The sequence below is a fragment of the Pseudomonas sp. 01L34 genome (assembly GCF_056400265.1).
Genome location: NZ_JBFTSX010000004.1, coordinates 1 through 23,320, shown reverse-complemented (window position 1 = coordinate 23,320; position 23,320 = coordinate 1). Strand labels below are relative to the sequence as shown.

Genomic DNA, 23,320 nt, shown 5'->3' with positions numbered 1-23,320 from the left:
GTGCGGGTTTTTCGCGAGACATTGCGGGCGCTGCTCAGCCATTGGCGGCAACATCCGGTGCAATTTTTCAGTGTGCTGACCGGGCTCTGGCTCGCCACCAGCCTGCTGACCGGCGTGCAAGCGCTGAACAGTCAGGCACGGGAAAGCTACGCGCGGGCCAGTCAGTTGATCGGTGGCGAACCTCAAGCCAGCCTCAGCGCGCCCGGCGGCGGGGTGTTCCCTCAGCAATTGTTTATCGACTTGCGTCGCGCGGGTTGGCCGGTATCACCGGTGTTGCGAGGCCGGGTGACGCTCAAGGGCCATGAAGACCAGCGCTTGCAGTTGATGGGCATTGAACCGGTGTCGCTGCCGGCCGGTTCCGCAGTGGCCGGGCAGACATTACCGATTGAGCAGGTCGTCGAGTTCTTCACGGCGCCGGGCAGCACCTGGATTTCGCCGCAGACCTTGCAGGCGTTGAGCTTGCACGAAGGTGAAACACCGACGGCCGAGAGCGGCGTCGCCTTGCCGCCACTGCGTGCCCAACCCGACATGGCCCCCGGTGTGTTGCTGGTGGACATCGGCTTCGCCCAGCAAATTCTGCAATTGCCCGATCAACTGTCACGTCTGTTGCTGCCCAAGGATTTCACCGCGACCCTGCCTGATCAGTTCAAGGGTCAACTCCAGTTCATCAGCAGCGGCGAAGAAAACAATCTTGCGCGTCTGACCGAGAGCTTCCATCTGAACCTCGATGCCTTGGGCTTTCTGTCGTTCGTGGTTGGCCTGTTCATCGTGCACGCGGCGATCGGTCTGGCGCTGGAGCAACGTCGAGGCTTGCTCAGAACCCTGCGCGCCTGTGGCGTCAGTGCGCGAATGTTGATTGCCGGCCTCGCCGTTGAGCTGGGTGGTCTGGCGTTGATCGGTGGTGTCGCTGGCGTGGTCAGCGGCTACCTGCTGGCCGGCGTGCTGTTGCCGGACGTCGCCGCCAGTTTGCGCGGCTTGTACGGCGCCGAAGTGCCGGGACAGTTGAGCCTCAGCCCGCTATGGTGGTTCAGCGGCATCGGTCTGAGCCTGCTCGGCGCGTTGCTGGCCGGTGCCAACAGTTTGCTGCGAGCGGCGCGTTTGCCGTTGCTGGCGCTGGCCGATCCGCAAGCCTGGCATCAGGCCCACGCGCGCTGGTTGCGGCGCCAGGGTTGGGTCGCGGCGATGGCTGCGCTGATCGCGGTGTTGGCGTTGATGTTCGGCGACAGCCTGAGCAGTGGTTTCGTGCTGATGGCCGCGTTGTTGATCGGCGCCGCACTGGCCTTGCCGGTGGTGTTGAACAGTGTGCTCAACCGGGTGCTGCGGCGCAGTCGCTCGGTGCTCGGCCAATGGTTTGTCGCCGATTGCCGTCAGCAGTTGCCGGCCCTGAGCCTGGCCTTGATGGCGCTGTTATTGGCGCTGGCGGCGAACATCGGCGCCGGCAGCATGACCGCCGGTTTCCGCCAGACCTTCAACAACTGGCTCGAACAACGCCTGACCGCCGAGTTGTATGTCAATCCGCAAAATCCGGCCCAGGCCCGAGAGCTTTACACATGGCTCAAACAACAACCCCAAGTCAGCGCGGTGCTACCCAACTGGCAAGTGTCGATTCAGTTACAGGGTTGGCCGGCGGATGTCTTCGGCGTGATCGATCACCCGACCTATCGCCAGCACTGGCCGTTGCTGGAGGCCTTGGGCGACGACCCTTGGGAACGACTGGCCAAGGACGACGCGCTGATGCTCAGCGAACAACTGGCCCGGCGGTTGAAGGTGCGCCTGGGTGATCACGTGACCATTGCCACGCCCAACGGTCCATGGTCGCCACGGATCGTCGGGATCTACGCCGACTACGGCAATCCCAAGGGCCATCTGCTGGTCAACATCAATCACCTGCTGCGCGGCTGGCCGCAGCTGACACCCAGCCGTTTCAACCTGCGCATCGAGCCCGCGTCGATTCCCGCGTTCCTGGCCGCGCTGCAAGCGCGCTTCGCCCTGGACGACAGCCGCATCGTCGATCAGGCCCGGCTCAAGGGTTGGTCCACACAAGTGTTCGAGCGTACCTTCGCCGCCACCGCCGCACTCAACAGCCTGACGCTTTTCGTCGCGGGCGTGGCGCTGTTCATTAGCCTGCTGACCCAGAGCCAGAGTCGCTTCGGACAACTCGCGCCGTTGTGGGCGCTGGGCGTGACGCGGCGACAGTTGATGCTGCTCAACCTCGGGCAGACCTGGTTGCTCGCGGTGCTGACATTGGTGCTGGCATTGCCGTTGGGCATCGCATTGGCGTGGTGCCTGGACACGGTGATCAACGTGCAGGCCTTCGGCTGGCGCTTGCCGCTACGGGTGTTTCCACTGCAACTGTTGCAGTTGATGGGCCTGGCCTTGCTCGCCACGTTGCTCGCGTCGGCGTGGCCGTTGTACTCGCTGTATCGCACGCAACCGGCGGATCTGCTGCGGACGTTTGCTCATGAAGATTAAAATCTGCGTGTTGCTGCTGGCGTTGCTGAGCGGCTGCGACAACACGCCTGCGCCGGAAAAAGGCTTCGCCGGCCTCGGCCATCAGGCCGCCGCATTTACCCCGGTGGTGCCCGGGCGAGAATTCAGTTTCCCGGCGGACCACGGCGCCCACGATGGCTTTCGCATCGAATGGTGGTACGTCACCGCCAACCTCAAGAACGATCAGGGGCACGAGTTCGGCGCGCAATGGACGCTGTTTCGCAGCGCCTTGAAAGCGACGCCCGAGCAACCTGGCTGGGCCAATCAGACTATCTGGTTGGGCCACGCGGCCGTGACATCCGCCACCGCACATCATGCCGCCGAACGCTATGCCCGAGGCGGTGTCGGCCAGGCCGGAGTGACCCTTAAGCCGTTCAACGCATGGATCGATGACTGGCGTTTCAGCAGTCAGGCCACCGACGAAAACCCGCTGGCAGACCTGCAACTCAGCGCCCGCGACAAGGCGTTCAGCTACCAGCTTCGACTGACGTCAAGCCGGCCATTGGTGCTTCAAGGAGACAAAGGCTTCAGCCAGAAATCCGAACAAGGCCAGGCGTCGTACTACTACAGCCAGCCCTTTTTCCAGGCCAGCGGTACCCTCGAAATCGACGGTAAAACCTACACGGTCAACGGCCCGGCCTGGCTCGACCGCGAGTGGAGCAGTCAACCGCTGACCGCCAACCAGACCGGTTGGGACTGGTTCTCCCTGCACCTGGACAGCGGTGAGCAAGTGATGCTCTACCGCATGCGGCAAAAGGACGGCGCGCCATACCTCACCGGTACCTGGATCGACGCTCAGGGGCAGACGCAGTTGCTGCACGCCGACGATATCAGCCTCACACCGCAAGACACCGCCAAGGTCGCCGGGCGTTCGATGCCTGTGCGCTGGTCGATCAACATCCCGGGCAAGCACCTCGAAATCACCATCGATGCCCTTAATCCCAAGGCCTGGATGGACTTGCGCATTCCTTATTGGGAAGGGCCGGTGCGGCTGAGCGGCAGTCATGGCGGGCAGGGGTATCTGGAGATGACCGGGTATTGAATTGGAGTTCTCGGCGCGACACTATTCGGTGAAATTGAAAGATCTGAAAGCAGGGCAGAGCGTTGTGCTGACCTGTAACGATGTGCTGAAAGTGAACAGCCGGCACCCAAGCTGATCATTACTTGTACGTATTGATTGTTCTTGTGCGGATAGCTGTATAAGAACAATCAATTTTAATGGTCGAACTGGTGATTTTAAGAAGTTTGTAGACGTTGTGTAAGCGGGGCCTTACGAAATATTACGTGCATAAATTTCATGTTTATACACGAGGACATATCTGCCAAATTCTATTAAAATCCTTCCCGTTCGCCCGGTGTCAGGGCTCTTTACCGGTGCATGGATTGCCAAGGCCATTACACTGGGCGAACACCTTCTTTGGGAGGTGCTGTTTAAAAGTTTCGGATATAAAAATGGGCGACCTTGGGGTCGCCCATTTTTATTGGAAGATCTAAAGCTGCTTCCGCAAGCGCTGTCCGACCACATCCATCAAATCGCAACCGTCCTGCAACGGGATGGCCAACCCGCGTAAAGTGCCGCGAGTCGATGCATAGTGGGGCGCCTGGACGGTTACGGTGATGCATTGAAACGATCAATATTGATACTCTCCAATACACAAACCTCTTCAGGATCAACGAACAGGGAGTAGAGAATGGCTGGAGCCACAGCTGGGCTCGAGGGTAGGAGTCCTTAATGATCAAAGGGGAGCCAATCGTTATGGCGAGATCAAAGCAAAACAAGAGCTGTTTTAAACGGGTATCCATCGGCGTACTGGCCGCTTTGCTGTCGGTCGGCGTCGCTAAAAGTTTCGCAGAGGATAAGGAAGTCAAAGGAATGCAGAGTATTCAGTTTCGAAAGGTCATTGACCTCAGCCATGTCATTAGCACGACGATTCCACTGTGGCCTAACGACCCTCCAGTGACATTCGACGTGGTGGCTTCACAGGAAAAAGACGGTTATTACCTGCGGCGTTTCAGCATCGGCGAGCACAGCGCTACCCATATGAACGCGCCCAATAGTTTTCACCCCAATGCCATCGGGATTGATGCCTATAAACCAGAGTCCCTGGTGCGTCCGGCCGTTGTGATTGATATACGAACCCAGGCTCGGGATAACCCGGACTATGTGATTGGCGTCCAGGACATCGAAAAATGGGAACAGGCTAATGGGCGCATCGCCCAAGGCTCTGTTGTGCTGTTTTATACGGGATGGCAAGCCTTGTGGAACGATCCCAAGCGCTTTATCAATGAAGACGCGAAAGGCCCACACTTTCCCGGTGTGGGCGCTGCTACGACCCAGTTTCTGCTTGAAGAACGCCAAATCGCCGGTGTCGGTATCGATACACATGGCGCTGATCCAGGTCAGGATACGGTTTATGCCACCAACAGCCAGATTCTGGCCAAAGATGGCATTGTCCTGGAGTGCCTGACTAATCTCGATCAGCTACCTGCGAAAGGCACGACACTGGTCATTGGCGTGCTTCGACTCAAAGAGGGGTCGGGTTCTCCTGTTTCCGTAATGGCGTTTGTACCCTGAGCCCATTTCAACTTGAAATTGCATCCACTACCGGAGTACTGGCCTGGAGCTGTCGCCGGTAGTTGGCTGCACGCTGAAGTACTTGGGTCAAGGCCTGGAAGTTTGCCGGTTTGGTCAAAATGTCATTGGCACCGGCGGCCCTGAAACGTTCTATCTCGCTCGAAAAAGCGCTCGCGGTGAACGCAACGATGTAGCACGTATCGCCCAGTGGTAGTTCGCGGATGTTACGGATGGCCGCTAGCCCATCCATAACAGGCATATTGATATCCATGAAAATGATATCTGGAATCGACGTCATGCACTCGTTGATCGCCTCCAGACCATCTGACGCAAGGGCGGGTGTATAACCCAACGCCTGTAACATCGCCAAGGCAACTTTCTGACTAATGGGATGGTTCTCCACCAACAGGATATCGAGCGGGTAATCCCCGGCAAAAGATGAGTCGAAACCAACCGTTGCATGATCGTCCCCGAGGGGGATTTCCGAGACGGAAAAAGGCTCCATGGGGAGTGAGAAGGAAAACGTCGATCCGATACCAGGCTGACTAGTAAAGGATAAAGTCCCCTGTTGCGCCTCGACCAGATTCTTGCAAATTGAAAGACCTAGCCCACTTCCGGTAAAGCGTTGACTGGCTGGCCCTTTGAACTGAACAAAGGGCTTGAACAGGCTGTCTTGCCGCGCCAAAGGGATACCTATGCCAGTATCGCGTATGGAGAACTCGAGTCGGGCTCGAGGGCTGTCACCGCTCGTTTTGACCACGAGCGATACTGTTCCGGTTTCGGTGAACTTGACCGCATTACCCAACAAGTTGATCAGTATCTGGCGAAGGCAATCGGTATCGGTTTTGACCCAGTGCGGTACATCCGGTGATACCTGAGCCTCAGTGATGATTGGTTTGCCCTGAGTGTTTTGCCGGATCATTTCAATACTGGATGAAACCAATGCTCTCACTTCGAATACACGAGGCCTCAATTCAAGTTTGCCCGCTTCGATCTTTGCCAGGTCGAGAATGTTGTCGATAAGCGACAGCAGGGTTCGTCCGCTGGTATGAATCGTATTGACCAGAGCGCTTTGCTCGGGATTCAGGGCGGAGCCGGCCAGTAACTCGGTCGCACCGATGACACCGTACATGGGGGTGCGGATTTCATGACTCATGGTGGCTAAAAAACGGGTCTTGGAACGATCCGCGTCTTCGGCGGCATCTTTTGCCTGACTCAATACCTGTTCGTTTATTTGCAGTTGCTGAAGATGAGCACGCATGCGCAATAAGTCGATCACGAACAAAAGACTGAAGGCGAGAAATACCAGAATGGCAAGGATGATATGGTGCAGAGAGTCCTGATTAAGTTGTTGGTTGTAGTTCGCCAACGTCATCTCCGCACCTGCCACATAAACCGTCCCGTCCTGGGATTTCATTGGGACGAAGACGGCGCGAAAGTCTCCCCAGTGATCCGAGTAATCGATCCAGGTGGGCTCGGTACGCTCAAAACTGTCGAGCAGGGCCTGACTGGCATCTGGATAAGGATCGAAAAAGCGTACGTAATTCTGCTCTTGAATCTCTTTTTTCGAGGCGCTGGAGCTGATCAGATAGGCTTCCCCATCGCGTTTGACCACGCTGTAGACAAAGGCGGTGCCCATGGACTCGTTGAATCTGGAAAGCCGCTGAATGGTATCCCAGTCTTGCGCTTCCGTTTTCGACTGTTTGTCGATCAGATTGTCATGGTAGCGGTCGCCGAGGATGGCTGACGCGCCCAGCGCGGCATGCAGCAGCTTGTTATTAATGTTGTCAGTGAGAATTCCCTGAGTCTCGACGTAGAGGTAGTAGATATAGCCACTGACACCTACGATGTAGACCAAAAGTAAAGCCCATGTTTTCCGTCTGAGTTTGAACATTCATCACAGCCTCCATACTGTCAGCCCAAGCATAGATTGAAGACTGGTTGAAAACCATTGTTTATCAGTGAGGAAGTTACTTGACCGAGTAGCCAGTTTTTCTGGGTTTTTGGGAAGGTCGCGATTTTGCGGAAGAGCCCACCATAGTGGAAGTTGGAAGAATTTTGCTCCTATATCAAGAAATTTGCGGGCGAAGTTTTAGCAGCCTCTTGCCAAATGCTCTGTGTATAAAATTGAGGGATGATATTAAACGTCGGATATAAAAATGGGCGACCCTGGAGTCGCCCATTTTTATTGGCTGAATTAAGGCTGGGCCCGTAACCGCCGTCCGACCACATCCAGCACGTCGCCCGGAGACAGCTCTCTTCCAACAGTTGAGTGACACAACGAATGCGATATGCGGCCGTGTCCTGCAGCACATCGACAGGCGCTGCGGTGTCGATCGGGAGGGAAGGGATCGTGCAGTCGATGCCGGTAATCGACATGTATCGAGTCATGGTTGAACCTCCCGAGTGTCGGACGCCCCACCGGGTGGATCGAGGTTGTCCAACGCCCGGTTTACCAACAATTCACCTAGCACGGCCAATTGCTGAATTGATAGCGCCAGGCTGCGGTGTGAGCCTTCGAAGTTCACAGGCCAGGTCGGGGTCAGTGCGTTGAGCGAGGCGAGGGTTTCGCAGGCGTGGCTTAACAGGGTTTCGGTGCGGATGTTGGGGAGAAGGGTGAAGACGTGGCTGATGGGGTCGGGATTTTGGGGTTGCGGAGGCGGGCGCTGACAGCGCGTTGGGTTGCTTGGCTGAGTTAAATGGGGTTGAGGGAGTCGGAATCGTTGGGGCTTTCAGGGGGATTGGGGGTGATCTTTTTCAGGCTGGATGCCAGGCAGAATGGAACGGATTTATTTTTATGAGCGCTTAGAAAGTGAATCTGTCCTCTCTATCTTTGTTTTATGCTTATAAGCTCTCTAGATTTGGTCCGTCATCATTGAGAATTTTTGTCATTCGCCGATTGTAAAGCTCAATGTCTTGTGCGTTATTGGCTTTGTTCAGTTCTTGACGCAGGAACTCTATGGAGTTGGATATTGTCTGCTTTTCGTTTCTAGATATATCGCGGACCAGATCGAACCCATTTGCAGCTAGGGCTGGAACCTTTTTTCGCATGTAGTAATAACAGCCAATATTTTCGAGGGGGTCATTTGCATTTTCCACGGTATTATTAATAGTAGCTAAGTATTTTTTGAACGAGTTTTTTAGTATTGACTCTGGATTTTTTTGTGTTTTTAGAAAGCCGCACAGTCCTTGCCAGTTAATGATGTGTAGCTGAGTTCCCCAGTCAGGATCTTTCGTGAAATAAATGCCAGTTCCTCTGAAATAGTCTGGGAAGTCATCTCTGTTTAGTGCTTTTTCAAAGTTGCTGTTCATTGAGCATCCAAAGGAGAGGGCAGTCAGTAAGCCAGATTAGGCATTGAGCCGCTTTATCTGTTTCGTCCATTCTGGCCGACTCTTTCTTGTCTAGTTCAGTGAGTGTTCCGGATACATCCCGGCGATAGAGAATTAGCCAACCGTCTCGTCCTTCGTGGACGATCAAATAGGTGTGTCCATGACCTTCAACGGTCAGTGACCAACAGCCGAAGTATGCTTGTTGATCTGAGAATTCGGTGGCGGTGAATCCGGCATGCTGAACAGTGTTTTGCAGATCAGAATAAAGCAAACGAGAGACTCCTATCCTTTATGAAGAAAACGTCATTTGATAATTGCAGTTGCTACAGACAGGGGACTGATGTTTCTGGTGGCAAGATTATTAGTTAGGGAGGGGTTGTTTGTATAAGTTTGTAAATGATCAGTTGCCAAAAGGTGGTAAATTTATTTTTATCAAAAGTATCAAAAGTATCAAAAGGGGACGGATTTGTTTTTAGGCATGAAATATAAATCCGTCCCCTTTTCTGTCCAAACTATTCGTCGACATAAATGGAATATTGGTGCACATTAGTTTGCATTTGGCAGTAGTGAGTCTGCATTTTCGTAACTGCTGTGTAGTGATTGTAAATAAATACTGAGTGCATCTAATGATATTGTATTCGGGGCGTCTTTCAGCTTGAGATATCCACAAATGCCCTGTCAGTTATTTATGTAGAGGTGGTCGCCCCAGTCCGGGTCCCTGGAAAAATATTGTCCTTGGCCTTTAAAGAACTCTGGGGATTCTCTGTTTTCTAATGTGGTCTGAAATTTAGTTTTCATTGGCGCTGCCCCCTTTCTTCATCCCCTTTTTTTGGTTCTATTTCTTCTGTTTGTGTAAGTTTGTAAGTGATCGCTAGATGAATTTTTTTGGTTTGGTTTTTATATTTATAAGGTCTCGAGTTCGATGAGGCAGCCATTTCTTTTTATTTTCTGAACTTCTTGCTCAAATGAATATTTTTGCAGGTCTTTGTTTCTTATGTCATATTCATTTCTCAAGAGTCTACATGCGCGGCCTATCTGCTCTTTGCTCTTGTTGTTAAGATTTTCAATTAGGTCGTAGTTTTTGTCTGATAAAAATGGAAACATACCTCTTGCTATATAATAAGCGGCTATGTTTGAAAATAGCCCTTCAGCATCTTCGTAGCTTTCATTGAGGCATTTTATGTACTCTTCAAATATGGTTGTCAGCAGAGTCTGTGCGGCTGTTTGGGTTTTAAGTACGCTACACATCTCTTGCCAGTTGCTTATGTATAAATGATCGCCCCACTCGGATCCCCGGGCGAAGTAGATGCCATTTCCTTTGAAGAAGTCAGAAATTTCATGTTGGTCTAAGGCAGTTTCGAACGTGGTTTTCATTGTAGTTTTTCCCAGTCATCAAAATTTTTCAACAATGTTCCCACATCGCTATCATGGGTGACACTTTCAGAGCCGATCAAAGCCGCTTCTTTTGTTCCGCTTTTGGTTGCTCCACCTGGAACCCATTCGTTCGGATACGCACCATTTTCCTTACCATTAGGCATTTCATATCTGAATCTTGGGTCATCAGGCTTGATTCTAACGATATATATCCCGTCGCCCTCCAGAGTTTTTGCTCCAAGGTTTAGTTCGTTGTTTAGTACCCTCCAATCGTTGCCAGCGGCTCGATATTTTGCGACAACATCTTCCATTTCGGAGGACAGTCCTACAAATTTCCGTGGTGGAAAGCTTGGATATTTCGAGCCTTTGATCCAGCTTTCGATTACCACGAAGGATCCTCCCTCTTTTGCGAAAAGCTCTCTGAGCCAAAAGGGGACAGATTTATTTTATGGCATGAAAAATAAATCTGTCCCCTTTTCTCTCGACTCTCCGGCGGGGATTATGATTCTTTTATTTGCGTCTAGCATTTTCTTCTGAAAGGCCAAAATGAGGTGGCTTTTTTTTTTTTGAGCGCTCGGGCGATCATTTTTCTAGTTTGTTTAAAGCATTGGAAATTGCCTTGTTTAATTCTGTCCAGCTTTTTGCTTTTTCGCTGAAAGCTGGGTGCTCCCAGTCATAGGCTTTAATTAAAGAAACTCTAAATGTGCCGTTTTCACAGAATTCAGGGTACCAACCTATGTCAATAAGTTGATCATGTGGGAAGACGGCTTGGAATAGATCCTCCTTTAAGTCATCAACGATCATCGAAGTGTCAATAAGCTGGTTGAGGTGGGAGATGTCATCAAATGTGACTGTTCCGCCAAGTTCTATAATTTTTTTAGTGTCCATTCAGTTTTTCTTCGCTTTTGTGAGTTTTTTAAATGCTTCTTCGGAAATAGGGTGGCCGTGGATAGTGTTTGCGCTTAGTTCAACCCTCATGAAGCGTGTTTCTTTACCATCGTTGGCGCCAATAGTCTTGCCCATATCAATAACTTTCCAAGGCTTTCCGTTGTTAACATCTTGGCCATTTTTAAATGCATGCCGCTCGAGTGCTTCGATGTCTGTCCCAGGTAAATACCTTGCCGCGCCTCCATTTGCCGTTGATTTAACAACATTTGGCCAGGGGGCCTTGGGGGCTACGTGCTTGTTACCGTGATTCGTCCATTGAACATCAGGTGCTCCTGATGTCCCCTCATTTACCTTGGCCTTACTCGCCGGATCTTCAACCGTTCCAGGCTTGCAACTCGCTCCCCCCGGACATTCGCTATTCAACCCCAACGGATCCACCCACCCCGTAGGGTTAGGCACGTACTGGTAGTTGTTCAACCCGCCCGCAAGCTTGATCGGATCCGGCGTCAAAAACCGTCCAGTCCCCGGATTGTAGTAGCGATGCCGGTTGTAATGTAAGCCTGTCTCCGCGTCGAAGTACTGACCCTGGAAGCGCAGCGGGTTGTCGACTTCTGCAACGTCGAGGGTGGCGAGGTTGCCGTAGGCCCGGTATTTCGCCGACCACATAATCTCGCCGCTGTAGTCGGTGAGTTCCTGTGGCGTGCCGAGATGATCGAGTTGGTAATAGAAAGGCGTAGCGTTCAGCGGGCCTTCGCCATCGAGCATCGCCAATGGGCGGAAGCTGCCGGGTTCATAAATGTAAGTGCGATAGCGATTGTCGGCGCTTTCAGCGATGAGGCGTTCGCCTTGCCACAAGAATTCGGTGGTTTGACCATCGACGGTTTTGGCGATGCGTCGGCCGAAGGCGTCGTACTTGTAGTTTGCGATGCTGCCGCCGGGCAGGCTGACGCCGATCAGGCGATGTTGGCAGTCGTAGCGATACTCGGTGACGAGTTTCTGCCCGGCGCCACGACGTTCGCGGATCAGGTTGCCGTGGGCGTCGTAGTCATAATGGCGGTCGCCTTGCATCAGCAGGCGGTTGCCTTTGACGTTGGCGAGATTCGCGGTCGGTTGGTCGCCTTGGCCCAGGAGGTTGCCCGCCGGGTCGTGGGCGAAGCTTTCCGGTGTGGTGCCACGGACGTTGATCAGGCGATCGAGCGGATCGTAATGGTAGCTGCGGTTGCCTTTGCGGCTGTCATCGATACCCGCGAGGTTGCCGTTGGCATCGTAGGCGTAGCGGCGACGGAACAGGTTGCGGTCTTGCTGACTGACGGTGTGGGCTTGCAGTCGGCCTTGTTCGTCGTACTGGTATTGGCTGAGCAGCAGGCCTTGTTGGCGCTGTTGTTCGCGACCGGCGCTGAACTGGTGGGTGGTGAGGCGCGAGCCGTTGAGGTCGATGCTGCTCAGGCGTCCGCCGGGTTGGTAGCGGTAGTCGAGTTTACTGCCGTCGGGAAGGCGGCAATGACTCAACTGGCCCAGGTTGTCGTACTCGTAACGTAAAGTGCCCCAGCCTTGGTGTTCGGTGATCAGGCGATCCTGCAGGTCGTATTCGTAGGCGAGGGGCCAGTGGCCGTCGTCGACGTTGACGAGGCGGCCTAGGGCGTCATAGCTGTAGTGAATTTCCTCGCCATCGGCCAGGGTTTTCACCAGCAAGCGGCCGGCGGCATCGCGCTGGTATTCGGTGACCAACTCACTGCCGTCTTCGCCGAATTCGGTTTTCTTCAGCAGTTGGCTGTTGAGGTCGTATTCGTAGGCAGTCCGGCGACCGTCGAACCCTATTTCCTGCTGGATCAGGCCGTTGGGGTAGTAATCGAGGTGGTAGTGCTCGCCACGTTCGTTTTCGATGTCGCTGAGCAGCAGACGCGAGTTGTCGTAGCGGTAGCGAAGTTGGCTGCCATCAGGGTTGATACGACGGCTAACCAGATGCAGACCATCGGCGTATTCGTATCGGGTGATGCGGCCCAGTTCATCGCGCTCTGCTGTGACGCGGCCATAAGGGTTGTAGGTGAACGCACGGGTTGCGCCGCCGGGCAGGGTAATTTGTGCGAGGCGGTTGGCGGCGTCCCACTGGTACTGGGTGATGGCGCCGTTTTCTTCCTGACGGGTGATCTGGCGGCCTAAGGCGTCGTAGCGGTACTTGCGCTGACCGCCGTCGGGCAGTTGCTCTTCAAGCAATTGGCCGAGGTTGTTCCAGCCCAGCTTGTGGCGACTGCCGTCCGGATGGCGGATCTCCAGCAGGCGACCCTGGCGGTCATAGCTGTAATGTGTGGAGTTGCCATCCGGGTCGATCTGCTGAGTGATATCGCCCTGATCGTTGCGTTGATACTTCCAGGTCGCCTTGCCGCGACTTACTTTGCTTACGAATCCATTGCTGTATTCGTAGCCGGTAGGTTGGTCTTCCGGTGGAACAACCGCCACCATGTGACCGGTTTCGTTGTAGTGATACTCCGTGATTGCGCCAAGCGGATCCTGTTCTGCAATCAAGCGACCCTTGTCATCGTAGGCCTTGAGGTGCTCAGCACCATCCGGGTCAATTTTGGCGATCAGTCGAGCCTGATCGTCGTGGGTGTAGATCTCTTCGCTGCCGTCCGCATTGGTGACAGTAACGCTACCCTTGTCATCCCAGGCGTAGTGCGCGTCCATCTGCGAGAAGCTTGCCCAGTGATGGATGCAGCGTGCCGATTTGCCTTCTTTTTCCCATTCCCAGTAGAAACTGGCGCCACCGGCCAGTTGGCGCTCAAGAATGACGTTCTGCTCGTCGTAGGTGTAGCGCTCGGCTTCGCCCGCCGGGTTTTTGGCTTCGATCAGGCGGTGTTGAGTGTCATAGCTATAGGTGACCAGGGTCTGGACGGTGCCCCAGGCATCTTCCAGATTGTCTGCCGGACTGAACTGCTGGTAATCGACGGCGACGATGTGTTTGCGGTCATAACGCAGGAGCAGGGCGCGACCGGCGCCATTGTCGACACGTTTGATCCGGCCGTGAATGTCGCGGGTGATGTGCAGGTGGTTGTTGTAGGTGTCGCTAATGGCGATCAGCGTCGCGCCTTTGCTGTTGTAGCGAAAATGATAGAACTGGGAACGGTCGCCAGCTTGAGTGAGGATCAGCTCGGAAGGATCCTCACCGAGGAAAATCGCCGCTTCGGACAAACTGTTGGTAATCGCCGGTCGTTGAATACTCGGCAATGGGAAGGTCGTAATGCGGTTTTCGTGGTCAGTCCAGACTACCTCGTCGCCGTTGATGTCCACCCTTTGCGCCAGTGCGTGACTCCATCCGTAGCCGAGGCCGCAATCGACTTCCGCGGCGCTGGTGCGATAGAGGCGGGTCCAACTGAATGGCAGTAGCCCTCCGAGTTCACCATCGGTCAGGGTCAACAGTTCTTCACCCGTCACCATCGAAACCGGACAGCCATTGGTGCAGGTGCTTTTGGCGCAGTTAGCACTTTTTTCGTCAGGAGTCTTGGACTGAGCGGGGGCATCGTAGTGGACTTTCGGCGTTTCTACGGTAGTCACTCGCTTCCCGTCAAAACGAACCTGTGCAATCCCTTTCTTCACCTGAGCCGTCACACCACGAGCCGCTACCGCGGTGTACTTCGCGACGTATTCCATGAAGCCTTTGATGATCTTGAACACCGACTCCACAAAGCCGGTCACGGCCTTGATGACGATTTCGCCGTACTTTTTCAAGCGCGCGGCGAGGTAGATGACACCGGTACCCTCGGCAGCAACGGTCAGCACGATCGAAATCACGATGTCGATCGCGATGCCGACTACCGCTGCCGTGGTCATTTTTGCGGCGTCACCGGCCATCTTCATCGGTGGCAAACCGGCCAGCCAGATCACGGCACTGCGTACCATCAGGAACAGAGCGGCCTCGTCGCTGGCCAGCAGCATGGCCTTCTTCATGACGTCTGGCGTTTCTTTTGCCAGTGCTATCAGTTTTTGGGTTCCGGCACCGAGGTCTTTGGCAAACTTGCTCGGGTCTTGCAGGATATCGAGCACCAGGCTGATACCGTCCCAAACCCCTTTGATCGCTTCCCAACCGCCTTCAAGGATGCCGTTGCCAATTGCCGAGGCCGTTCCCAAGGCGGATATGTTCGACCATTGCGGTTTGAAACCGGCCCATTCCTTGCGCAGGAAACCTTCCAGTTGACCGGTCAGGCCTTCATAGGATTTGAACAAGGTATCGATCTGAGCCGGCGTCACTTCGTGGTGAACACGGATCTTGTAGAACTTGCCGGGAACACCCTCCGTCCAGCTGGCTTTGCCCTGGGCGTCGAGTTTGACTTTGCTGACTGCGCCGCCTTCCACCGCAACGATTTCAACTTCGATGTCACCCAATGGGATGTCATACACCGATTCGAATTTGCTCTCGATCAGCAGTGGCCCCTTGAGCGGGCACTGGGCAACGTTCGAGGCGAAGTCGCCATCGGTCATGCTCACCGATTTGCTGGTGTTACCGACCTTTATCACGCGCTCCATGCCCAGCAGGGAGGGCAGGTCTGCGGCTCGACTGCCTTTGTCGGCGGCTTTCGCGTACCAGGTTTTGGTCTGTTCTTGATACAGCTTCAAGCTGTCCTTGAACGTGCTCAGTTGGTTGTCAACGTAGGCAACGCGATCCATCAGCCTTGCTCCAGAATCAGGTGGTTTAACAGTGCTTCATTCAGGTTTTTCGGAGCATCGGGCCGGCTCACGAAACGTGCGATTTTCAGCTTCAGATTGCTCTCGGGGTAAGCGGCGTAGATGTCTGGACGTTCCTCTTCCAGCCATTGCATCAGGTTGCCGATCAGGGTCGACGGGTTTTGCTTCGCCAGGCTGTCGAGCAGTTTCTGCGGCACCTCCCACCACGGCCAGTCTTTCGCCGGCGGCACCACCCTCGGCCCCACCTCCAGGCTCTTCCCATTAATCAGATACCGATCAAACACCGGCAGTACCTCACCGGCGGCATCGCCGAGACCTTCCAGAATCGGATAGATATGCCGTCCATCCCAAAAACGGAAAAACACTTGCGTCCCATCCGGCATCCGCACTTGAGTCAGGCTGCGCAGATGTTCGAACACCACATCCGGCGCACTGGTGGATACCGCCAGCCAGCCCCAGTCCTGAGCATCGGTTTCGGCAATCCACGTTAGAAAACTTGAGTTGGGTTTCAGCTCGATGAGGTAGGGCATCACCGGCTGCCAGCCCGCGTAGGGTGTACCACCCCAAATCGGGGTCGCCTGGGTTGTGGGTTCGTTTTGGTAAAGCGACTTGAGCGCTTCGGCATCACTGGCGGCGCTGATGATCAGGTAGAGGCGTTCACCCGGCAGTAGCGGGGTTTCGGATAACCAGACCTGTGGATTGGTGTTTTCAGATGTCACAACAGCCGTCCTTGATGAGTGAATCTAAAAACTCATATCAGCTTCAATGTTTTCTTCGTAAGTCGAGAGCAACTTCTCAACGTTTTCGTTTCCGGAGTATTTTTCTTTCAACTGCTTCAGCTGCTGGTCGGTGCCCTTGCAATATTTATTTATATCGCTGATGACACGATCGAGAATTTTCGGGTCGGCGGGGTCCCGTTCAGGAATATCTCCGCGCAAAGAATCACAGTTGTCTCTATTTTTGATGTAGCCGGAGACGTCGGTCGGAACGGACTCAGAACTTTCCGTTTCGCAAGAATTTGACGTTGGCTCTACATCGTAACCTAGGCTCAAATAGAGATGACCGTTCAAACTCCCATTTTTTCTCGAGAAGAGATGAACGCCTTCTTGACTCAAACAGGTGCTGATAGTTGTAGCTTGATCCTTGACCTCAACGGCTGAGACGCCGTTTCCGGTTGCATTTTTACCAACTACAGCTATGCCGATGAAAGGCGCAGAGTATTGAATGTCAAGCCCATAAATGTGCATGTCGGATTCGTTGAGCAGATCCATTGCATCGCCCTGCTGCTGTTTTCCCCCAGTTGTCTTTGTTAACTTGCAGCAAGCAACGGTTCCATCCTGAGGGAATTGGACCGAAATGACTTCGTTGCTTGAAATATTCTGGGTTGTATATAAATAAGTTTGCCCGTCTGGATTATTTTTAACGAATCCAAATCCAGTGTCTTGGGCAAATACTGACCCTGAGCAAATAGTCAGAATGAAGAAAAGTGTATGTTTAATGTCCATCGGTTGACCAATGTGGAGGGTCGGAAACAAGCTTTTTAACTCCATATGTAGTACCTACTGGATTCAAGTCGCTTAAGTGAGTGATCAAAACGGAGGCGCCAGAAGCATTTACAATTGTTTTTCCAGACATGTTGGATATTGTCATGTCTATGGCTTTTCGCTGTGTATGGCGACTTGTAAGTGCCGGCGGATACACAATTCCGTAGCCCGACGCCATGCTGGTCGCAGCACTGATTGATTGCGCTGAGGTGCTATGAACCCACTCGATATTTACACCGTCCATTTCAGGTACGTCTTCTGGTGCAATGATTCCTTTAGATATTGCTGAGGAATAGTGCATCAGATAAGCACGCTCTTTGGGCCGATAAGTTGCCGAAATTGAAACACTGCCCCCGGCTTCTTTTATCGCTGCAATAAATTTGTTCACACTGGCTTCGAACTCAGTCGTGAGATCGCCCACACTTGTACTGGTCGGAAATCGTGCAACCCATTGCGTACCGCTTAGCTCCTTGGTCGGGATGCTAACAGTTACAGGTGTCTGATCCGTGGTTGGGGTGAGCGTCGCTTGTTGTGTTGCCATAATACGGGGCCTCGATAGTGGCTTTTTCAGCTTTGTTAGATGAGACTTTTTGGGTCATCCCCTTGTTGTCAGTGACACCATCAACAATAATCCCGGATTCAAGCGTTATTCGATAGGGAATATTCTGCTTCGGTTTACCCGTTTTTTCATCATTGACTAAAAATACTAAGTCGTGGCTGGTTTTTTCAGTGTCTTGGGCAGGTTTTGCTATATCGCATACACCCGCCTTACACCTCTCGCACTCTTCACAGAACGGCGCGTTGCGTTTCAGGGTGTTGATCTGCGCCGGCGTCAGTACCGCGCCAGCCTTGTCGGCATCAGCCTGTTTCAGCGCCCCAGGCATCAGCGGTGCCGCTCCAGTGCCGCTGCCGGGGCTGCCGCCGGAGTTCATGTTGATCACCGGGCCGCTCAGCGTCACGCCGCTGGCGTCGATCTTGATGAAGCTGCCGCCGCCCTTGAGGGTGAGTTCGCTGCCGGCTTCGAGCACGACTTTCATGCCGCTGCTCAGGTGGATTTCCTGGCCGGCTTCGATGAATTGGCCGGTGCCGACCTTGATGTGCTGGTTGACGCCCACGGTGAGGTGGTCGTTGGCGCGGGCTTCGACTTTGCGATCGGCATAGACGGTGTGGTGTTCTTCAGCCTTGAATTCGCTGTAGCTGTTTTGCTCAACGGTGTCGTGGCGTTCGTTGCCGACGCGGATTTTCTGGTCGTGCTCGACGTTTTCGTCCCAGTCGCGCTGGGCGTGCAGGAAGATCTGCTCCTGGCCCTTTTTGTCTTCGATACGCAGCTCGTTAAATCCGCCGCCGCCCGGAGAGCTCAGGGTTTTGAAGGTGCTGCGGGTCTTGTTCGCCGGCAGGGCGTACGGGACGACGTTTTCCTTGTGGTACAGGCAGCCGCTGATCAGCGGTTGGTCGGGGTCACCTTCGAGGAAGCTGACCAACACTTCCATGCCGATGCGTGGAATGGCGATGCCGCCGTAATGGGCGCCGGCCCAGGCGGAGGAGACGCGCAGCCAGCAGCTGGTCTTGTCGTCGGCCTGACCTTCGCGGTCCCAATGGAATTGCACTTTGACGCGGCCGTATTGGTCGCAGTGGATCTCTTCACCTTTTGGCCCGGTGACCACGGCGCTCTGGCTGCCGAGGATCCGTGGCTTGGGGTGGTTCAGCGGCGGACGGTTCGGCACGTCCCAGGGGGTGGCCTGGAAGCGGTTGCGGTAGCCCTGGTGGAAATCGTCTTTCAGATTGGTGGTGCTGCTGGTCACCGACTCTTCCAGCACTTGCGGCTGTTTGCCTTCGTGGAGGATTTCGGTCAGCAGCCACAGATCGTTCCACTTGGCCTTGGGGTGTTGGGTCAGGGCCAGGAAGTGGCCGCTGACCAGCAACGGCTGATCGCTGCGGCCTTCGGCCAACTGGAAGTCGCTGCGGTGACGCTCGAGGGCGCGTTTGGCCAGGTGCTTGCCGCGTTCGCGGTCGATGAAGCGGCCGGGGTAGTCGTAGTCTTCGAGGTCGGGCAGGGCGTCGCCACGGTTCTCGCTTTCCAGTTTCAGGCGCGGTTTTTCGAAGTCGTAATCGCGGCGGGTGGTGCGGCTGGTGCGGGTTTCCAGGCGCAGGTCGAAGCGCTTGATTACCGGGTCGTTGGCGACCATGCCGGAGTCTTGCTGGTAGGCCACGGGCGCGAGTTTCGGGAACACCGTCTGGTCATCGCCGAACACCAGCTTGTGGGCCGTGGCGCTGTGCTGGAAGTGGTAATGGATACCTTCTTCCTCGCACAGGCGCTGGATGAACTGCAGGTCCGATTCATCGTATTGAACGCAGTAAATGCGCTCGGGATAAATCGCCCCGACTTTGAATTCGTAGGCATTGCCTTGGATGCCGTGTTCTTCGAGGACCATGCCGATGATTTTCGGCACGGTGAGGTTCTGGAAGATGCGTTGGTTGATGCGGTGCGCCAGGTAGGACAGCTGCGGGCACAGGGTCACAGCGTAGCGGGTCAGGCGTTTGCCCGAATCGCCCTGGGCGGCGCGGTAGATCTGGCCATGAATGCCGCTGCCGTCAGGCGAGAGCTGCAAGAAGGCCGGTTTGTGCAATAGCGTTTCGAGGTCCAGGGACGGCTGCTCGCTGACCAGCTCCACCTCAAACACAAAAGGCTGGCTGATGGCTTCCCGACCTTGCAGGGCAAGGACCTGGAGATCGTTTTCCAGACCTTCGACAGTCAGGGCAAAGTGAGTCTGATTGGCCGGCGCGAACATCCCTTGTTCCTCGTGCAGTGCTGCGGCGCGCGTTGACACCCGAAAGCCGGATCAACGGACGCGAAAATTCTTGGAGGGCGCAAATGACATCGACCAGCAGAGCTGGCCGATGTTTGGAACCGTCAGCCGCGATTAAGCGACTGGAACACGCCAGTCATCGGAACCCGAAGTACCGGATACTTCGTGGGTCCAGGTGATTTTGCGGTAGGTGAATTGCACTTCTTCCAGGTGCGTGAAGTGCGAGTTCGACGGATCCTGGCAGTTGTGCATTTTGTTGTTGATGGCGACGATGATCGCGTCTTCCAGTTTGGTGGTGTAGTAGTGCTCTTGGGTACCTTGAGCCGAAGTGCGGTACCACTGGATAACGATTTCGCTCATGCGCTCGCCGGAGGTCAGGGCCGCTTGCAGCAGTGGCGAAGACTTGTCGTAGACCTTGGTGATCACGACTGGCTTGTGTACACGCTGACCGGTCGGTTGGCCGGACTGTGGGTCACGCGGGATGATCACGTCGTGGCTGAAAGCCTGAACCATGACCTGGTCTTCGTGGCCTTCCTGGTAGGTGTTGCCAACGGAGTCGGCGGTGAATGCGCCGGCAGTGATCAGGCCTTGTTTCTCGCCAGTAACGGACATGTACGCTGGTGTAGCCATGGATGTGCTCCTTGCTAAAAGTTAGGGTGCCCGGGAGGCGGTATCGCCCGGTGGGTGCCTGACTGTTATCAAGGAGCGTGCCATAAATGTTTTTTGTCATATAAATCAGGTAGTTGAGGATATTTTTTAAACGTGGAGAGGTTGTTCGGCAGCGATCACCTGAAAAAGTGCGCAACTTCTTGCGCAGTGGTGCGCAAGAAGTTGCGCACTCGGCTGGAGGGCTTGATCCACCTGGCGTTCAGCGATGTTGAGGTGTATTTGGGACGAATAACTGCGCAAGAAGTTGCGCATCAAGGCTACGAGCGATCATCCCGATAGACCCAGCCGTCTGTCCGGGCAATTCCAGTGGCGATGGAATTTTTTTCCGGACCTGTCGCTCTGCTGATGTAGAGACGTGCCGATTCAACGTCCGCCAGCGAGCACCCGGTAAGCCATGAACAAGACCCTGGACGATTACAACCGCATGCGTGACTTTGTGGCGACTCCGGAACCGGCCGCCGCCAAGCGTTCGGGCAAAAAAGCGGTGAAGGATCACGCGCTGCAATTCTGCATTCAGAAACATGACGCCTCGCAGCTGCACTATGACTTTCGCCTGGAGCTCGATGGCGCGCTGAAAAGTTGGGCCGTGCCGAAAGGCCCGTCGCTGGACCCCAAGGTCAAGCGACTGGCAATCCACGTCGAAGACCATCCGCTCGATTACGCCACGTTTGAGGGCACCATTCCCGAAGGGCATTACGGCGCCGGCGAGGTGATCGTTTGGGACCGTGGGGTGTGGATTCCCCAGGACGACCCGGCCAAGGCGTACGCCAAGGGCCGGCTGAAATTCGAGTTGCAAGGGGAGAAGCTCGGCGGCCTGTGGAACCTCGTGCGCACGCACATGCCGGGCAAGCAGGAGCAATGGTTTCTGATCAAGCATCAGGACGGCGCGGCCAGGCCCGAAAGCGATTACGACGTGGTCGCCGCCGAGCCCGACAGCGTACTCAGCGATCGCACCATTGTCGCCAAGTCGAAACCCAGTCCCGTAAAAAAGCCAGCGGCGAGGGCGCGCAGAGAGCGCTCATCACAGCTGACAGGCGCTCGTAGAGCCAGACTGCCGGAGCTGCTCAAACCCGAATTGGCGACACTGGTGGAGTCCGCGCCGGACGGCGAATGGAGCTATGAGATCAAGTTCGACGGCTACCGGGTCATGGCGCGCATCGACCACGATGAGGTCAAACTCTTCACCCGCAACGGTCACGACTGGACTCACAAATTGCCGGAGCAGGCTGCAGCGCTAGCGGCGTTAGGCTTGGAATCGGCTTGGCTCGACGGCGAAATGGTGGTGGCGGACGAGCAGGGTGTTCCGGATTTTCAGGCGCTGCAAAACGCCTTCGATGCCGGTCGTAGCGCCAGCATCGTTTACTACCTGTTCGATTTGCCTTACCTCAACGGCGTGGACCTGCGCGAAGTTCCTGTCGAAGCGCGCAGGGCGGCGCTGGCGACTGTGCTCAAGCCCAATGAAAACCCTCTGTTGCGGTTCTCCGACACGTTCAACGAGTCCCCGGAGGCGTTACTCGACAGCGTCTGCAAAATGCACATGGAAGGGTTGATTGGCAAACGCCTGGGCTCGCCTTACGTGTCCCGGCGCAGCAGTGACTGGATCAAACTAAAGTGCAAGCATCGGCAGGAATTCATCGTGGTCGGCTTCACCGATCCCAAAGGCTCGCGCAGTGCCTTTGGCGCGTTGCTGCTGGGGCTGCACGACCGTGACAGCGGGGAATTGCGCTATGCGGGCAAGGTCGGCACCGGATTCAGCGAGGCGAGCCTCAAGCGTCTTTACGAACAACTGAAACCGCTGCAGACGAAAAAGCCCCCGGTGGTGAACCCGCCCACCGGTGTTGAAGTCAAGGGTGTGCATTGGCTCAAACCCGTTCTGCTGGCGGAAGTGGCCTTCGCCGAGATGACCAAGGACGGCTCGGTGCGCCAGGCCGTGTTCCATGGGCTGCGCGAGGACAAACCTGCCACCGACATCACCGAGGAGCGTCCGACAACCGTGAAAACCTCAACCACTAAAACTAAAACCTCCCAAGCGACACCGTCACAAGTCGGCCTGGAGCAAGGCAAGGTGCGCATCACGCATCCGGATCGGGTGATCGATGCCAGCAGCGGCACCACCAAGATGCAATTGGCGGAGTATTACGCCAGCGTCGCCGAGTGGATTCTGCCGCAACTCAAGGACCGGCCGGTGGCGCTGGTGCGCGCACCGGACGGCATCACCGGCGAACTGTTCTTTCAGAAGAACGCCGAGAATCTGGCCATACCCGGCATTATCACTCTGGACAAGGCACTGACCGGCCAACCGATGATGGTTATCAACAATGCCGAGGCCCTGATTGGCGCAGTGCAGATGAGTACCGTGGAGCTGCACACCTGGAACGCCACGTCGGTCGATCTGGACAAACCCGACCGCTTCGTCCTCGACCTCGACCCGGATCCGGCGTTGCCCTGGAAGAGCATGGTCGAAGCGACCCGGCTGATCCTCACGGTGCTGGATGAGCTGGGGCTCAAGGCGTTTCTCAAGACCAGCGGCGGCAAGGGGATTCACCTGGTCGTACCGCTGACCCGCAAACACGGTTGGGACGAGGTCAAGGACTTCAGCCATGCGATTGTCAGTCACATGGCCAAGCTGCTGCCGGAACGATTTTCCGCAGTGTCGGGGCCGAAAAACCGGGTTGGGCGCATCTTCATCGATTACCTGCGCAACGGTCTCGGCGCCACCACGATCTGCGCTTATGCCGTACGCAGCCGCGAAGGGTTGCCAGTGTCGGTACCGATCTTTCGCGAAGAAGTGGCTGAGCTCAAGGGCGCCAATCAATGGAACCTGCACACCGTGCATGAGCGCCTGGCCGAGGTGGGCGATGAACCCTGGGCCGAGCTGAAGAAAACCCGGCAGACGATTACCGCCGAGATGCGGCGACGGATCGGGATGTAGGAGCCAGGCTTGCCGGCGAAGGCGTCCTTAAGAG

16 protein-coding genes and 1 pseudogene are annotated in these 23,320 nt (G+C 55.2%); 4 read left to right on the top strand and 13 right to left on the bottom strand.

Annotated features, from left to right (window positions below):
• The 3 genes from AC1DQM_RS12270 to AC1DQM_RS12260 all read left to right on the top strand — a co-directional run bounded on the left by AC1DQM_RS12270 (nt 1) and on the right by AC1DQM_RS12260 (nt 5,065).
• Nucleotides 1–2,472, top strand: a complete 2,472-nt coding sequence (locus AC1DQM_RS12270) for an ABC transporter permease (RefSeq protein WP_477746454.1) — start codon at nt 1–3, stop codon at nt 2,470–2,472.
• On the top strand, nt 2,462–3,532 hold the full coding sequence (locus AC1DQM_RS12265) for a lipocalin-like domain-containing protein (protein ID WP_477746251.1): 1,071 nt from the start codon (nt 2,462–2,464) through the stop codon (nt 3,530–3,532). The genes AC1DQM_RS12270 and AC1DQM_RS12265 overlap by 11 nt, the downstream gene beginning before the upstream one ends.
• A 690-nt stretch (nt 3,533–4,222) precedes the next feature.
• Complete coding sequence (locus tag AC1DQM_RS12260; protein ID WP_225609293.1) at nt 4,223–5,065, top strand: cyclase family protein; 843 nt, start codon at nt 4,223–4,225, stop codon at nt 5,063–5,065.
• Nucleotides 5,066–5,072: 7 nt separating this feature from the next.
• Here AC1DQM_RS12260 and AC1DQM_RS12255 read toward each other — a convergent pair whose 3' ends face one another.
• From AC1DQM_RS12255 to AC1DQM_RS12195, 13 genes and pseudogenes are all read right to left on the bottom strand, one after another.
• Nucleotides 5,073–6,959, bottom strand: coding sequence for an ATP-binding protein (locus tag AC1DQM_RS12255; RefSeq protein WP_477746250.1), 1,887 nt, complete (start codon nt 6,957–6,959; stop codon nt 5,073–5,075).
• A 493-nt stretch (nt 6,960–7,452) separates the two neighbouring features.
• Nucleotides 7,453–7,826 (bottom strand): annotated as a pseudogene (locus AC1DQM_RS12250) (DUF6124 family protein).
• 83 nt (nt 7,827–7,909) lie between these two features.
• Nucleotides 7,910–8,377, bottom strand: coding sequence for a hypothetical protein (locus tag AC1DQM_RS12245; RefSeq protein ID WP_477746249.1), 468 nt, complete (start codon nt 8,375–8,377; stop codon nt 7,910–7,912).
• Complete coding sequence (locus AC1DQM_RS12240; RefSeq protein ID WP_477746248.1) at nt 8,361–8,666, bottom strand: hypothetical protein; 306 nt, start codon at nt 8,664–8,666, stop codon at nt 8,361–8,363. The genes AC1DQM_RS12245 and AC1DQM_RS12240 overlap by 17 nt, the downstream gene beginning before the upstream one ends.
• A gap of 632 nt (nt 8,667–9,298) precedes the next feature.
• Nucleotides 9,299–9,769, bottom strand: a complete 471-nt coding sequence (locus AC1DQM_RS12235; RefSeq protein WP_477746247.1) for a hypothetical protein — start codon at nt 9,767–9,769, stop codon at nt 9,299–9,301.
• Entirely contained in the window at nt 9,766–10,158 is a 393-nt protein-coding gene (locus AC1DQM_RS12230; RefSeq protein ID WP_477746246.1) for a hypothetical protein, read from the bottom strand. Before AC1DQM_RS12230 ends, AC1DQM_RS12235 begins: the two co-directional genes overlap by 4 nt.
• A 193-nt stretch (nt 10,159–10,351) precedes the next feature.
• A complete protein-coding gene (locus tag AC1DQM_RS12225; protein ID WP_018925589.1) occupies nt 10,352–10,657 on the bottom strand; it encodes a hypothetical protein in 306 nt (101 codons plus the stop codon).
• Nucleotides 10,658–15,316 (bottom strand): RHS repeat-associated core domain-containing protein, encoded by a 4,659-nt coding sequence (locus AC1DQM_RS12220; protein WP_477746245.1) that lies wholly within the window; start codon nt 15,314–15,316, stop codon nt 10,658–10,660.
• On the bottom strand, nt 15,316–16,053 hold the full coding sequence (locus tag AC1DQM_RS12215) for a DUF4123 domain-containing protein (protein ID WP_064618721.1): 738 nt from the start codon (nt 16,051–16,053) through the stop codon (nt 15,316–15,318). The genes AC1DQM_RS12220 and AC1DQM_RS12215 overlap by 1 nt, the downstream gene beginning before the upstream one ends.
• A gap of 24 nt (nt 16,054–16,077) precedes the next feature.
• Nucleotides 16,078–16,869 carry a hypothetical protein gene (locus AC1DQM_RS12210; protein ID WP_225609294.1) on the bottom strand — a complete coding sequence of 264 codons (792 nt, stop codon included), beginning with the start codon at nt 16,867–16,869 and terminating at the stop codon, nt 16,078–16,080.
• Nucleotides 16,829–17,419, bottom strand: coding sequence for a hypothetical protein (locus AC1DQM_RS12205; RefSeq protein WP_081626496.1), 591 nt, complete (start codon nt 17,417–17,419; stop codon nt 16,829–16,831). The genes AC1DQM_RS12210 and AC1DQM_RS12205 overlap by 41 nt, the downstream gene beginning before the upstream one ends.
• The gene (locus AC1DQM_RS12200; protein ID WP_477746244.1) at nt 17,361–19,667 is read right to left on the bottom strand and encodes a type VI secretion system Vgr family protein; all 2,307 of its coding nucleotides are present in this window, start codon (nt 19,665–19,667) and stop codon (nt 17,361–17,363) included. Before AC1DQM_RS12200 ends, AC1DQM_RS12205 begins: the two co-directional genes overlap by 59 nt.
• Nucleotides 19,668–19,799: 132 nt before the next feature.
• On the bottom strand, nt 19,800–20,315 hold the full coding sequence (locus AC1DQM_RS12195; protein WP_007900657.1) for an Hcp family type VI secretion system effector: 516 nt from the start codon (nt 20,313–20,315) through the stop codon (nt 19,800–19,802).
• Between the two features lie 433 nt (nt 20,316–20,748).
• Between AC1DQM_RS12195 and ligD the strand changes: the two genes are divergently transcribed.
• Nucleotides 20,749–23,286, top strand: a complete 2,538-nt coding sequence (gene ligD, locus AC1DQM_RS12190; protein WP_064618715.1) for a DNA ligase D — start codon at nt 20,749–20,751, stop codon at nt 23,284–23,286.
• The last annotated feature ends 34 nt before the right edge of the window (nt 23,287–23,320 follow it).